Source organism: Streptomyces canus (genome assembly GCF_041435015.1).
Classification (GTDB): domain Bacteria; phylum Actinomycetota; class Actinomycetes; order Streptomycetales; family Streptomycetaceae; genus Streptomyces; species Streptomyces canus_G.
Window position 1 is genome coordinate 10,302,754 of the sequence record NZ_CP107989.1, and the last position, 12,712, is coordinate 10,315,465.

General features: G+C 69.5%; 11 protein-coding genes and 4 pseudogenes. 4 read left to right on the plus strand and 11 right to left on the minus strand.

What is annotated here, in order from left to right; translation table 11 throughout:
• Positions 1 to 120: 120 nt before the first annotated feature.
• The 5 genes and pseudogenes from OG841_RS47000 to OG841_RS47020 form a co-directional block, all read right to left on the minus strand.
• Positions 121 to 1,258, minus strand: a pseudogene (locus tag OG841_RS47000) (thiolase family protein).
• The gene (locus OG841_RS47005) at positions 1,255 to 2,196 is read right to left on the minus strand and encodes an acyl-CoA dehydrogenase family protein (RefSeq protein WP_371570438.1); all 942 of its coding nucleotides are present in this window, start codon (positions 2,194 to 2,196) and stop codon (positions 1,255 to 1,257) included. Before OG841_RS47005 ends, OG841_RS47000 begins: the two are co-directional and overlap by 4 nt.
• A complete protein-coding gene (locus tag OG841_RS47010; protein WP_371570441.1) occupies positions 2,196 to 3,197 on the minus strand; it encodes a DUF2889 domain-containing protein in 1,002 nt (333 codons plus the stop codon). The genes OG841_RS47005 and OG841_RS47010 overlap by 1 nt, the downstream gene beginning before the upstream one ends.
• A 46-nt stretch (positions 3,198 to 3,243) precedes the next feature.
• Positions 3,244 to 4,278: an LLM class F420-dependent oxidoreductase gene (locus OG841_RS47015; RefSeq protein ID WP_371570444.1), complete on the minus strand. Its 1,035-nt coding sequence runs from the start codon at positions 4,276 to 4,278 to the stop codon at positions 3,244 to 3,246.
• Positions 4,275 to 4,487, minus strand: a complete 213-nt coding sequence (locus OG841_RS47020) for a hypothetical protein (RefSeq protein WP_266531820.1) — start codon at positions 4,485 to 4,487, stop codon at positions 4,275 to 4,277. Before OG841_RS47020 ends, OG841_RS47015 begins: the two co-directional genes overlap by 4 nt.
• Positions 4,488 to 4,603: 116 nt before the next feature.
• Between OG841_RS47020 and OG841_RS47025 the strand changes: the two genes are divergently transcribed.
• Positions 4,604 to 4,747 (plus strand): hypothetical protein, encoded by a 144-nt coding sequence (locus OG841_RS47025; protein ID WP_328635735.1) that lies wholly within the window; start codon positions 4,604 to 4,606, stop codon positions 4,745 to 4,747.
• A gap of 401 nt (positions 4,748 to 5,148) precedes the next feature.
• Positions 5,149 to 6,063, plus strand: coding sequence for a VOC family protein (locus OG841_RS47030; protein ID WP_327666515.1), 915 nt, complete (start codon positions 5,149 to 5,151; stop codon positions 6,061 to 6,063).
• Between the two features lie 1,071 nt (positions 6,064 to 7,134).
• On the opposite strand, the pseudogene OG841_RS47035 reads toward OG841_RS47030, so the two are convergent.
• Positions 7,135 to 7,950 (minus strand): annotated as a pseudogene (locus tag OG841_RS47035) (HARBI1 family protein).
• A gap of 193 nt (positions 7,951 to 8,143) precedes the next feature.
• On the opposite strand from OG841_RS47035, the pseudogene OG841_RS47040 reads away from it, so the two are divergent.
• Positions 8,144 to 8,495, plus strand: a pseudogene (locus OG841_RS47040) (VOC family protein).
• A gap of 101 nt (positions 8,496 to 8,596) precedes the next feature.
• Here OG841_RS47040 and OG841_RS47045 read toward each other — a convergent pair.
• Both OG841_RS47045 and OG841_RS47050 read right to left on the minus strand, forming a co-directional pair.
• A pseudogene (locus OG841_RS47045) lies at positions 8,597 to 9,034 on the minus strand (transposase family protein); the annotation flags it as partial.
• A gap of 42 nt (positions 9,035 to 9,076) precedes the next feature.
• On the minus strand, positions 9,077 to 9,400 hold the full coding sequence (locus OG841_RS47050; protein WP_328635733.1) for a hypothetical protein: 324 nt from the start codon (positions 9,398 to 9,400) through the stop codon (positions 9,077 to 9,079).
• 167 nt (positions 9,401 to 9,567) lie between these two features.
• Between OG841_RS47050 and OG841_RS47055 the strand changes: the two genes are divergently transcribed.
• A complete protein-coding gene (locus OG841_RS47055) occupies positions 9,568 to 9,747 on the plus strand; it encodes a hypothetical protein (RefSeq protein ID WP_328635732.1) in 180 nt (59 codons plus the stop codon).
• A gap of 82 nt (positions 9,748 to 9,829) precedes the next feature.
• On the opposite strand, the gene OG841_RS47060 is transcribed toward OG841_RS47055, so the two are convergent.
• From OG841_RS47060 to OG841_RS47070, 3 genes are read right to left on the minus strand one after another with little or no spacing between them, the layout of a single operon-like run.
• Positions 9,830 to 10,681 (minus strand): 3-hydroxyacyl-CoA dehydrogenase family protein, encoded by an 852-nt coding sequence (locus tag OG841_RS47060; protein WP_371570449.1) that lies wholly within the window; start codon positions 10,679 to 10,681, stop codon positions 9,830 to 9,832.
• 25 nt (positions 10,682 to 10,706) lie between these two features.
• The gene (locus OG841_RS47065) at positions 10,707 to 12,230 is read right to left on the minus strand and encodes a class I adenylate-forming enzyme family protein (RefSeq protein WP_371570452.1); all 1,524 of its coding nucleotides are present in this window, start codon (positions 12,228 to 12,230) and stop codon (positions 10,707 to 10,709) included.
• 16 nt (positions 12,231 to 12,246) lie between these two features.
• Positions 12,247 to 12,570: a hypothetical protein gene (locus OG841_RS47070; protein ID WP_266531812.1), complete on the minus strand. Its 324-nt coding sequence runs from the start codon at positions 12,568 to 12,570 to the stop codon at positions 12,247 to 12,249.
• Positions 12,571 to 12,712: the final 142 nt, after the last annotated feature.

Genomic DNA, 12,712 nt, shown 5'->3' on the forward strand with positions numbered 1-12,712 from the left:
ATGCCGGTCATACGGCACGTCGCCCCCAGTTCGGCGGTGCTTCCGCAACTCAAACCGCATGCCTTACGGTAGCCAATTCGACATAGCTGGACAAGGCTCTTGCGTCGCCGACCTGTGAAGTCAGCCGTCGAGCCGCTCCACGACCGTCGCGTTCGCCAGGCCCCCGGCCTCGCACATCGTCTGCAGCCCCAGCCGGCGGCCGCCTGTCTCCAGCACGTCGAGGAGTGTGCACAGCAGCCGGGCCCCGGACGCGCCCAGCGGATGGCCGAGTGCGATGGCGCCGCCGTGCGGGTTCAGGCGCCGCGGGTCCGCGCCCGTCTCGGCGAGCCAGGCAAGGCGGACGCTGGCGAAGGCTTCGTTCACCTCGAAGGCGTCGATGTCGTCCACCGTCAGGCCCGTGCGCCGCAGCGCCTTGAGAGTGGCGGGGCCGTCAGCATCAGGACCGGGTCGTCACCCACGACGACCGACGAGCGGATACGGGCCCGTGGCCGCAGCCGTCGCTGATCTGAGAGGAGTTGCCCGCCGCGACACGCCAGTCGATCTGGGGGAAGCGCCGGGTGTACGCCTCGTCCCGGAACGCGGGACGCAGCCCCGCGAGCTTGTGCACGTCGGTGTCGGTGCGGATCCCGTCGTCCCGGTGACCGCCGGCGCGCTCCGGTCGACGGTGACGGGCACGACGCTGAGGCCCAGGCGTCCGGCTCGGCGCGCCTCGGCCGCCAGTTCGTGGGAACGCACGGCGAACTCGTCGAGCGCGCTGCGGCCGATGTCCCACTTCGCCGCCACCAGCTCCGCCGCGATGCCCTGCGGTACCAGGCCGCCGCCGTACCGAGCGGCCACCGAGGCTCCGTACGGGTCGGCCCCGGCCTGGTTGGTGAACATCGGCACTCTGCTCATCGACTCGATGCCGCAGGGATGACCAGGTCGTACGCCCCGGAGACGATGCCCTGGGCGGCGAAGGCCACCGCCTGCTGGCTCGAACTGCACTGCCGGTCCACCGTGGTCGCCGGAACCGACTCTGGGAAACCCGCCGCGAGGACCGCGCCGCGGGTGACGTTCGCGCTCTGCTCCCCGACCTGGGTGACGCAGCCGCCGATCACGTCGTCGACCGCACCGGGATCGATCCCGGTGGCCTGGACCATCCCGCCGAGCACCTGGGCCAGCAGCTCGACGGGATGGAGCTGTGAAAAGGCGCCTCCTGCCCTGCCCGCACCAGGGGGCTGCGGACCGCCTCGATCACGACCGCCTCACGTGCGCTCATGCCGGCACCAGCTCCAGTGCGCGGGCGAGCCAGGCCCGGTGCTCGGTGGCGTTTCCGTACAGCACTTCGAGGGTCTTGGCCCGCCGCAGATACAGGTGGGCGGGGTGCTCCCAGGTGAAGCCGATGCCGCCGAGCACCTGGACCAGGGTCTCGGCCGTCCCGGGCGCTGCCTTGGAGCAGTGGGCCTTGACGACGGAGGCGACCTCCGCGAGGTCGGCACCGTCGCGGCCCCGGGCCGACACCACGCCCTCCGCGATCTCCGCGGCGCCGCCGACCGCCGCCCGCATCTGCTCCACCGCCACCAGAGAGTCCGCCAGGAGGTGTTTCACCGCCTGGAATCCGTCGATGGGCCTGCCGAACTGCTCACGGTCCAGGGCGTACTCCACGGCGGTCTCCAGGCATCTGCCGGCCACCCCGAGGAGTTCCGCACACGCCAGGACCGCGGCAACGTACAGCGTGAGCGAGAGCCCGGCTCCGAAGTCCTTGTCCAGCAACTGACCTTTCACATCGGTCAGTTCGACCCGGTACTGCTTGCGCGTACGGTCCAGCACGGTGAGCGGACGCAGCTCGACGCCCTCCGCGCGGGGGTCCACGGCGAACACCTGGACCCGCTCGCCCCGCACGGCCGTCACGAGCAGGACATCAGCGATGTGCGCGTCCAGCACATGCGTCTTCGCCCCGCTCAGCCGCCCTCCGGCGGCGTCGTCCGAGACGGTCGTCCGAGCGCCGTGCACGTCGTCCGACGCGAGCGTGGCGACGCAGGCGCCGCGGCCGCCGTGCTCCTCGCTCCACGCGGGGGCGGGCCACTTGCCGCCGGCCGTGGTGCGCTGCCAGGCGCAGCGTGCCTCCCAGGAGCCGGCATCGTCGCCCCACTTCTCGCGGAACCGCGGCACCTCCGCGTCCAGGAACGACCTGAGTTCTTGAAGCAGTTGCTCCATCAGTCTCCTCCTCCCGCGATACGGGCGCCGAGCGGTTCCACGAACCTGAGGAAGCGCAGGACGTCCGACAGGTGGGTGCAGCCGAGGGTGCCGGGCAGGCGTGCCTTGACCTCGCTGTCCGCGGCACGCAGGGACGTGCCCAGCAGGGCATGGACGTTGCCCGACGCGAGCGGGCACTCCGGGAACGGCAGGGCCCGCGGGGTCACGGTGATCGCCGAGAGCACGAGCGAGTCCCGGTCGGCCACGGCGTGCAGCTCGTACTCGTGCAGGGAGCCCTCGCGCCCGTCACGATCCACGTGGCTGTCCCTGAAGTACTCGTAGATGGCCAACTCCTGTCCTTGCGCGGTGACTTCGAGGATGCGGCGCCTGTGCATGGAGCTGGACCGTGAGGGGTGTTCGAGATGGAAGTCGGCGGGGTGGTCGAGCATCGCGGGGAAGTCGGGGGCCTCGGGCGTCCGGCTCAGGAGGTGGCCGCCGGTCTGTGACAGGCGGTGCGCGGTGCCGTCCGCGGCCCAGCCCGTGCAGACGCCGACCAGGGGCGTGGGCCGCGGACGGGGTGGTTCGCCCAGCTCCGCGATCCTGCCGTAGCCCGAGACCAGTCGCACCGTCGGCAGGTCGTCGAGGAGGGCGGCGTCGAGCGAGTCGGGCGGCAGCCCCGCGTCCGTGAGCGCCCGGAGCCTGGCGCGGAATCCGCTGACGGCGGGGTGGCCGGTCACGGCTTCGACGACGGATCGCGGAAGCGGCGCCGTCAGCCGGGAGAGCACGGACCCGTTGTCGAGTACGGCGCTCAGGCGCGCGGACGCCGTTTCCGTGAGGCGGCCGTGTCCATCCACGACGGCGTCGCGCGCGGCAGCCCGCACGAGGAGGTCGTGGTCCCAGGTCGGATGTGGGGTCACCTGGAGGTCGGACGTGCGCCGCGCCGACGACGGCCGACGTGCGGGCAGCCGCGCGGCGACCCCGAGCAGGGCGGGCGGCGTACTGCCCGCGGTCAGCTGCACCATGGATTCATCACCTTCTGTATGGAACTTCCAGTACGGCTGCGGCCGTTCACATCAGACGGCGCAGGATCTCGACCGTTTCGGCCGGTCCGGCGCCGCCGATCACCGTGATGTCGAGCGTGCTGACTCCCGACTCGGCGAAGGCCGCCAGCCGCTCGGCGATCCAGGACTCGGGGCCGACGAGGTTGCCGAGGGACAGCCACTCAGCGGGCACGGCGGCAGCGGCCTCGGCGCGTCGCCCGGCCAGGAAGTGGTCCTGGATCTCGGCGGCCTCGCGCTCCCAGCCCATGCGGCGGGCCAGTGCGTTGTAGTAGTTCGACTGCCGTGAGCCCATTCCGCCCACGTACAACGCGATCCGGGAGCGGGCGGGGGCCAGGAGCCGGTCGGCGTCGAGGCCCTCGCCGACGGCCACGTCGACGTGTGCCACCACGTCCAGTGCACCGAGTACGGGATCCCTGCGTTTGGTACCGTCCCTCAGCGCGTCGCCGAAGGCCCGGTCGGAGCGCTCGGGCACGAAGAAGAAGGGCAGCCAGCCGTCGGCCGTCTCGGCGGCCGCGGTGACCGACCGGTCGCCGCGCGCCGCCCAGTACACCGGGACCGCGGGACGGACCGGCTGGTTGACGAGCTTCAGCGGTCTGCCGCGCTCGGTCAGCGGGACGGTGACGGTGCGGCCCTCATAGCGCAGAGGCTCGCGCCGCCACACCATGCGGCAGACGTCGATGGTCTCGCGGATCCGGGTGAGCGGCCGGTCGTAGCCGACCCCGTGGAAGCCCTCGACGACCTGCGGTCCGGACGAGCCGAGGCCGAGCGAGAACCGGCCGCCGCTGAGGTGGTCGCAGCCCGCGGCCGTCATCGCGAGCAGGGCGGGGCTGCGGCTGAACACGTTGAGAATCGCCGTACCGAGCCGGATACCCCCAGTGTGCGCGGCGAGGAACCCGATCGCGGACACGGCGTCGAAACTGTAACCCTCCTGGATCCACAGGCCGTCGACGCCCGCTGACTCCAGCGCGCGGATCTCGGGCAGCAGGGCTACGACGTCCTGTGTGTAGTCCAGGGTCACCGACAGGTCCATGGTGCGGCTCATTTCTCCGACAACTCCTCTCTGAGGACGACGACCTCCGGGTCCGGCAGGGTCTCCTCCGCCGGACGGACGAGCACGAGGAACCGCAGGATCAGCAGGGTCACCAGAGAGCACATGGCAGCCGCCGCGAAAGCGGACCGGTAGCCGCCGACAGCGGCGGCGATGCCTCCGACGAACTGCCCGCCGGATCCGGTCGCGATGTCGAAGAACATCGTGAACGTGAAGGGGCGCGCGGACGTTCGTCGTCGGAGACAGGTTGAACGTCAGGGCCGGCAGCCCCGGGCGCTGGAACGCGATACCGGTGCCCAGCGGCACGAGGCTCACGTAGATGCCCCAGACCGCCGGAGTGACGGCGGAACCGGTCATGCCGAGGCAGATCAGCACGGTCGCCGTCCATCCGGTCCTGGCCGGTCCCATACGGTCCGGGACGTTGCCGCCGCCGATGCACACCAGGAGGACGACCACCGCGTAGTAACAGGAAGAGCCGCTGCGTGCCCGACGCGCGCAGGTCGTCGACGAACAGGGTGCGCCGGGGCACGAACGGGCGGATGGCGATTGATGCCATGGCCATGACGCCTCCGACAATCCCGACGGCGAGATCCGTGCCGTGCAGTCGGTCCATTCCGCGAGCGAAGAAGAAGCACAGCACCGCAAGAAAGCCCGATGAAGCTTCCCCAGAGCAGCCTGGGAGGCGTCGCCTCCATCGCTGTCCTGTCACCACGCTTCATGCGAGCTCGCGCTGACTGTCCGCATCCTTGCAGGAAATTATACCGTAAGCAATACGGTATGCTATTTGATTGATGATGGCAGCCACCGTGCGTCACATCAACGCCCCATGTCAGCAATCGATCCCAGCGCTTCAAGGAGAGGCCGATGAACGCTGCACCGATCGTGGGAACTCCGGTGGTACGACCCGGGCACTTCCATCGACTGGGCATTGCATGCGAGCCCCGCCAGCACATGGACGCGTGGCTGCGCCGCGTGCTCGGGGCCCGGCCGCTCCAGGCACGGACGCGTCAGGTGCACGGCCTCCCGATAGGCACCCCGGACGGCAACCACTGGCAGGAGTCGGGTGTCGACATTCAGCTCCTGTGGCTCGGCCAGGACCCCGTCGCGCTGTTCACGGCGACGGACGCCTCGGGGCCGCTGGGACGCTACGTAGCGCGCTACGGCCCCGGGCTGCACTCGGTCGCCTGGACGATCGACGACCTGTGGGCGGCGGAGACGCTGCTGCGGCGCAGGAACGTACGGATCACCGGGGCCGATGTGCCGGGGCGGCACTTCTTCATGCATCCGGCGGACACATCGGGGCTCTTGGTCGAGTGGACGGACAGCGAGTTCGTCGACGACCCACGCGACGGCGGGCCGACGGTCCCCGGCCGGCCGGGACTCGTCGACGTACAGGGTGTCGCATGGCTGACGGTGACCGTGCGCGACGCCCGAAAGAGCGCGGAGCTGCTCGCCTCGCTCATGGAGACGGCACCGGCTCCGGGACACCCGGTCGGACAACACGAGGACTCCGTCGATCTACGCATCGGCGACGTGAGGGTACGCCTCGTGTCACCCCTCAGCGGCCGCAGTCGGTACGCCGAGGCGCTGGAGCGGCATGGCGAGCGGCTGCACGGCGTGTGCCTCGTGGTGGACGAACTCGACACCGCACTGGGACAGTTGGAGGACGAGGGCGTGACGGTCGTCGAGCGTGCGGGGCCTCAGGCGTGGACGGATCCTGCGAGCACGCTCGGCCTGCCGCTGGAGTGGATCGACCGGCGGGCCCTGCCGGCCGGATGAGCGCGCTCACCCGGTGCGGAGCCTGATCTCGTCCACCAGGCCCCACTCCAGGGCGCGTCGGGCACGGGCCAGGAAGGCGGTGCGCCACCGCCCGGCCCGGCGATGATCCGGACCGTGCCGCCCGCGCCGGGGATCAGCCCCATCGCGATCTCGGGCAGCCGGACGCGGATGTCGGGATCGGCCGGCACCAGGGAGGCGAAGGACGGCACTTCGATCCCCGCGCCGATGCACGTCCGGACAACCGGGCCAGGAGTGCGGCGGTGCTCCCGGCGGTACCCATCGCATGCGTGCGGAACGGGTCGGGCCCGGTGTCGAACTCGGCCAGGTCGCCTCCGCTGCAGAAGTCCCCGCCCGCTGCCGCCCGGGCCCCAAACCACGAGAGGGTCTATTAGCGATGATGGACACCACAGCCGGCGATATCCCTGCTCCGGAACCGAGCGATGACACTGAAAAGCACTATGGGCACATCCCCGATCGGAAGGCCTGGGATATCGCTCTGGGTGGCGACGTCAGCACCGATCTCGACTTTCAGGTGTTCACAGGTGGGCGCGCACCCGAGGCTAAGAGGGTCGAGGCCCTTGTCCGAACGCCGGAAGTGGGTCTGTACCGGGCGCGCTACCGGGCGGGAGGCGGCGAGAACGGGTTGCACTCTCACCCCGGCGACTCAATCTGGATGGTACTGGCGGGCTCTGTGCGGTTCTACGCCGAAAAGTCCAGGCTAATCGCCGACCTCGGACCGGGCGGCGGCGTCATGATTCCTTCAGGCGCGACTTACCGATTCCAATGCACCCAGGATAGCGAAGTCGTCCGGTTCGCGGGCCCGCCACCGCCGCCAAGAGCACAAGCTTAGAGCGTTCTTCATCCGCGAAGCAGACTCGAAGGCCGAGGATCGGGGCGATCAGAGCTGACGAGCCTTCAACGCAACATCCGCTCACTCGCGAATTTCTTCTTGCTGATGAGTTGTTGTGGAACGGTGTTGGTGTCGGCGGCAGTGGGTTGTCGGTGCACCTTGGTTCCCGTCGGCTCATTGAACCCTTCTCGGTAACGTCTCGTGACGGTTCGTGATCTTCGTCAGGCGGTGCGGCCGTGTTCCAGCTGGAGCAGGACGAGGGCGGCTCGGGCGATCCGGGTGATGCCGCTGGGGTCGAGGCTGACCCGGCGCAGGGCCTTGAAGGTGACCTTGAGCAGGGCGTTGGCCCGCTCGGCGACCGCATGGACGCCTCGGATGACCGAGTTGAATGCCTGCTGCTCGTCGTCGAGTTCGCTGCCGTTGGGCCTCTTGACCGGGTGGCGGAAGCCGTCGCCGGCGTTCTCGTAGCCGAGGTCTGTCAGGGTGGGAATGTCCAGGGTGGAGGCGAGCCGGTTGAGGGCGTCGACCAGGCCGTGGGTGCGGGCGCAGGTGGTGTCATGCTCGCGGCCGGGGCGGACCGGGGAGACCCAGATCGGCCAGCCGTCGGGGGCGGAGACAACCTGGACGTCGCCGCCGTGGTGCTTGTGCTTCCCGGACCACCAGAGGTCGGCGCCTTTGGGGCCGGGGGCGGCGATGCGGTCAGTACGGATGACGCTGCCGTCCAGGTTGAGATGGGTGTAGCCGGCGGCCGCCGCCCGTTCCAGCGCGGTGGACAGATCCGGGGCGTGGTCGGCGAGCACGGTCAGCCCTTCGTGCACGTAGCGGTACGCGGTGGGCACCGAGACCCCGTTGTCCCGGGCGAGTTAGGCCAGCCGGGTCCCGTCGACGAACCACCGCAGCACCAGGACACCCTGCTTGAAGACGCCCAGAGCGCGGGTCCCCCTGCGGGTGCCGAGCCGTTCGCGGTGCTTGCGCAAGAGCTGGGCGAGAGTCTCGGCGGTCTCCCTGCCGACGTCGAGTGTTGCGGTGTAGGTGATACTGGTTAACGCGTGAAGCCTCTGGGTTCCGGAACGTGATCTTCGCAGACCTGTTCCTACCAGGGGCTTCTCGCGTATCTGATGCCGGGTCAGGCCCGTCTGATGGCCCTGGTCAGCCAGGAAGATCGCGGATCTGTCGGACGGGCGGCGTGGCCAATACTCTGAGCCCCATCCGCACTACCTGGGGAGAGTCATGACAAGTAGGTTCACCGAGTTGGCCGTTGACTGCCACGATCCGGAGAGGCTGGAGCGAGGGCAAGGTCGAGATCGGCTCCTGGATGCCGACCATCGAGGATGTTCGGGCCCGCCAGATGCCGCCCACCCTGCTGTTCATCCAGGTACCTGAGGGCAAGACCGTGAAGAACCGGCTTCACCTCGACGTCAGCCCGATCGACGGCAGCACCGAGGATGAGGTGACCAGATTGCTCGGCCTCGGCGCCACCAAGACGGATGTGGGCCAGGGGTCAGACCGAAACTGGGTGGTCATGGCCGATCCCGAGGGCAACGAGTTCGACGTCGCACGCACCCTGGCACCGCAGAACTAGGCCGCGAGCGGGCACCCGCACCCCGTCACACACCGCAACCGTCACGTTGCCGAGAAGACCTCATTGAGCCTTTCCCAGTAACAGATCATGACGTTGTGTGATCAGGTGGTGAGGTTGTGCTCGAGTTGGAGCAGGACGAGAGCTGCGGCGGCGATCTGTGTGATGCGGCTGGGGTCGAGGCTGACCATGCGCAGGGCCTTGAAGGTCGTCTTGAGCAGGGAGTTGGCACGCTCACAGACGCCGTGGATGCCGCAGATGACCGTGTTGTACGCCTGTTGCTCCGCGGTCAGCGCGCTCTGGCGGGTTTCTTGACGGGGTGAGGGAAACTGCCGCCGGTGTTTTCGTAGCCGAGGTCGACCAGGGTCGGCATGTCCAGCTCGGCCAGCCGTCCGGGGTGGAGATGACCTGTGCGTTTCCACCATGGTGCTGCGTTTTCCGGACCCCCAGAGGTCTGCGCCGTTGGGGCCCGGAGCGGCGGCGTGGTCGGTGCGGATGACAGTTCCGTCGAGGTTCACATGCGTCAGCCCGGCCGCCTTCGCCAACGCCGCAACACCCACCACGCCCCCGAACATGGGAACGGGTCACGGACGGTCCGCAGCCGTCACGTTGAGTCGAACACGGGCGTGTCGGGCGATGGTGTACTCGTCGAATCCCGCACACCGCCACAGCAGGCGCAGCAGGCGCGGGCGGTCTTCGACATCGAGGTCGGGATGGTCGACGGCATGCCGGACGGCTGCATAGAGGAGCCGATGCCGTGTGCCGAGAATCCGGCCCCAGTCGGCACTTGTGTAGTTCAGCTCCCAAGCGACGCTGGGTCTGAAGTCGGCGTGGTAGAGCTCGCGGCCCCAGCGCAGAACGAACTCCGCGCGCGGTTCCCGGTTCACCGGTGCGGGCGTGCTTCGCACGAACAGCCAGAATTCGTCAGCCGGCCGTCCGCGAGCAGAATACGTTGCGGCCCGGCTGCGCGGCGGCTCCCGCCGGACTGCTGCGGGCGATGGTTCGCGGAAGACCCAGGGTCTTCATGGGGCGCCTGTAGGCGCAGGCCGCGCTGCACCTGGTGCACCGCCACGGGGTGACGTCGGCGGAGGCGGCCTTCCACCTTGCCGGGCTGCTCAACGGGGCCGAACGCACCGGCTTGGGCACAGGCCCTCTCACCGACTACCTCGTGCGTGACGAGACCCCACCGTCCGCGCTCGTCGAGTGGGCCGCCCGTGCGGGGGTGGCCGTGCTGCCGGCACCGACCCGTGCCTGACCAGGCCGGCCGGGCAGGAACCCGTGCTCACCGAGCCACCCCGCGGGCCGGGGAAGACCGACCGGCCGGCCCTCGTCCGCCGTCAGTCGTACGTGTAGAAACCGCGCTTGGTCTTCCGGCCCAGCCAGCCCATCCGTACGTACTGCTTGAGCAGGGGCGGGGGCCAGTATTTGGGATCGCGGTACTCCTCGTACATGCGCGCGGCCATGTCGTGGACGATGTCCAGGCCGATCAGGTCGCTGAGCCTGAAGGGTCCCATCGGGTGGTTGAAGCCGAGCCTGAGGACCGAGTCGATGTCCTCCATCGAGGCCACGCCGCGCTCGAAGGCGCGGATGGCGTCCAGGAGGAACGGCACGACGAGCAGGTTGCCGATGAAGCCGGGCCCGTCCTTGATGATCACCGGGGACTTGCCGAGGGCCTTCGACAGATCGACGGCGGCCCGGATGGTCTCCTCGCTCGTCGCCGGGGTGCGGATGACCTCCACCAGGTCCATGAGGGGGACCGGGTTGAAGAAGTGCAGGCCGACGACCCGCTCGGGGGCGGACGTCTCGGCCGCCATGATCACGAGCGGGATCGTCGAAGTGTTCGAGGCGAGGACCGCGGTGGCAGAGGCGTGGCGCTCGAAGTCGCGGAAGAGCTCACGCTTGAGGTCGACGTCCTCGAACGCCGCGTCGATCACGATGTCGGCTCCGGCGATGGCCGCCCGGTCCGTGGAGGTGCGCAGGCGGGCCAGTGCCTGGGCTGCCTGTTCCCCGGTGAACTTCCCCTTCTCGACGAACTTCGCCAGCCCGGCGGCGACCCGTGCCCGACCTGCCCCTACGGCCTGCTCGTCCCGCTCGATGCCGACCACGTCGAAGCCGAGGGGAACGGCCGTCTGCGCGATACCGGCCCCCATGGTGCCGAGGCCGACTATCGCGAGTGTCTTGAACTCCACGCGCACTCCTTGTCTTCGGGTGCTGCTAGAGCACGGGTGTCCTGGTGGCCTCGGGAGCCCCGGCGTCCTTGTCGATGTCCGCGACCAGCTTGCGGCGCAGTACCTTGCCCGTCGGCGTGGTCGGGAGTTCCGGCAGGAAGACGATGTCGTCGGGGGTCTTCGAACTGCGCAGCCGGCCGCGGACGAACTCGCGCAGGACGTCGGCGTCCGGCCGCACGCCGGGCTTGACGACAACGAACGCGCCGATGCGCTGCCCCCATTCGTCGTCCGGGATGCCGGCCACGGCCACGTCCGCCACCCATGCGTGCTCGGTGAGCACGCTCTCGATCTCCGAGGGGGCGATGTTCTCGCCGCCGCGGATGATGGTGTCGTCGGACCGGCCCTCGACGAAGATGAAGCCGTCCTCGTCGATATGGCCGCGGTCACGGGTGGGGAACCAGCCGGCGCTGTCCAGCCGGCTGCCGGCCTCCAGATACTCACCGGCGACCTGCGGCCCGCGTACGACGATGTCTCCCACTACGCCGGGAGGGCACGGCAGCCCGTCCGGGTCATGGACCTCGATCTCCACGCTGGGCAGCGCACGGCCCACCGACCCCAGTCTCGCGCGCACGGTGGGATCGTCGCTCGCGGCGGCCGTACGGTGGTCGTCCGGTCCCAGCACCGCGATGGAGGAGGCGGTCTCGGTGAGGCCGTAGGCGTTGACGAATCCGGTGCCGGGAAAGAGCCGCAGCGCCTCCACGAGCACGGGTACGGCGATCTTCGCGCCGCCGTACGACATCGACCGCAGCGTCGAAGGGCCCCGCACGCCGGAGTGGACGAGTTCGCTGACGATGCGCACGAGCATCGTCGGCACCACCATCGCGTGCGTGACGGCCTGGGTCCGGACGCGATGCAGCCAGTCGGCGGCGCTGAAGTGGTCGAGATACACGATCCGGCGACCGGCGTACAGGTTGGAGAGCAGGTTCGCGACGGCGGCGATGTGGTAGGGCGGCACGCTGACGATGGTCGCGTCGCTCTGCTCGGCCGACGCGAACTCGACGGAGCCGAAGATGTAGGACGTCAGGTGCCGGTGCCGCAGTACCGCGCTCTTCGGGGCGGCGGTCGTCCCGCTCGTCATCAGCAGCACGGCGATCGAGTCGGGGTCCGGGTCGGCGGGCTCGGTTTCGTGATCGGCGGCAACGGCCGTCGGTCCGGTGAACTCCTCCAGCGTCACGGCCGCCATGCCCCGGACCCGCTCGGGTGAGTCGGTTATCACGAGCGGCCTGGCCTGGCGGCCGAGGATGTCGTCCAGCTGCTCGTCGCTCAGTCGGTAGTTGACCGGCAGGAACGGCACGCCGGCGGAGGCCGCGGCGAACAGGGCGACCGGAAACGCGGGACCGTTGCCGCCGAGGTAGACGACGGTGCCGGCATCGGCGGCCCGGACGAGATCCGCGCCCGAGCGCGCCCGTCGGGCGAGTTCGCGGGCGGTGAGGCCGTCCGTGCGGTCACCGATGAGGATCCGGTCGGGCATCCCCTCGACCACCATGTCGAGGAGCATCGTGAGGTTCATCGCGGGTGCGGTCCGTTCAGTCGGACGCCGGCAGCGCCTTGGCTGCCTTCTGCGTGAGTTGGCTGTCGCCGAAGGTCAAAGGGCCGATTCCGGCCTTGGTGCACAGCACCTCGATGCCGCTGGCGTCGTCCGTGTACCGCTTGCCGAGCTGGATCGGTGGGCCGTCGCTCACCTGTGGGGCGGGGGGATCGGGGGCCGTCGTGCGCATCTCCGCGCCGGCGCACATCAATACCGCGGGGCTGGCGGAACCCTTGACGACGATGACTTCGCACGTCGAGTTCTGTCCGCGCAGCCGGTTGCCGACCTGCAAACTCACATCGTCCTCCTCGGCGACGGGCATTGCTTGGGCACTGCTGATGCCGTCCGTCCCGCAGAGCGGCCGGGGCCGTCTGGAAGGGACGCCGCATCACCCATACCGTAAGGTATATAGTACAGGGGTCAATAGGTGCGAGGGGTGCGACGGTCGGATCGCGCGCCGGGCC

Excerpts from the sequence above, each read along its gene's own strand:
- OG841_RS47025 (WP_328635735.1), top strand. The coding sequence starts at position 4,604 with ATGCCCCAGACCGCCGGAGTGACGGCGGAACCGGTCATGCCGAGGCAG.
- OG841_RS47020 (WP_266531820.1), bottom strand. The coding sequence starts at position 4,487 with ATGTTCTTCGACATCGCGACCGGATCCGGCGGGCAGTTCGTCGGAGGC.
- OG841_RS47010 (WP_371570441.1), bottom strand. The coding sequence starts at position 3,197 with ATGGTGCAGCTGACCGCGGGCAGTACGCCGCCCGCCCTGCTCGGGGTC.
- OG841_RS47030 (WP_327666515.1), top strand. The coding sequence starts at position 5,149 with ATGAACGCTGCACCGATCGTGGGAACTCCGGTGGTACGACCCGGGCAC.
- OG841_RS47065 (WP_371570452.1), bottom strand. The coding sequence starts at position 12,230 with ATGAACCTCACGATGCTCCTCGACATGGTGGTCGAGGGGATGCCCGAC.
- OG841_RS47070 (WP_266531812.1), bottom strand. The coding sequence starts at position 12,570 with ATGCCCGTCGCCGAGGAGGACGATGTGAGTTTGCAGGTCGGCAACCGG.
- OG841_RS47005 (WP_371570438.1), bottom strand. The coding sequence starts at position 2,196 with ATGGAGCAACTGCTTCAAGAACTCAGGTCGTTCCTGGACGCGGAGGTG.
- OG841_RS47015 (WP_371570444.1), bottom strand. The coding sequence starts at position 4,278 with ATGAGCCGCACCATGGACCTGTCGGTGACCCTGGACTACACACAGGAC.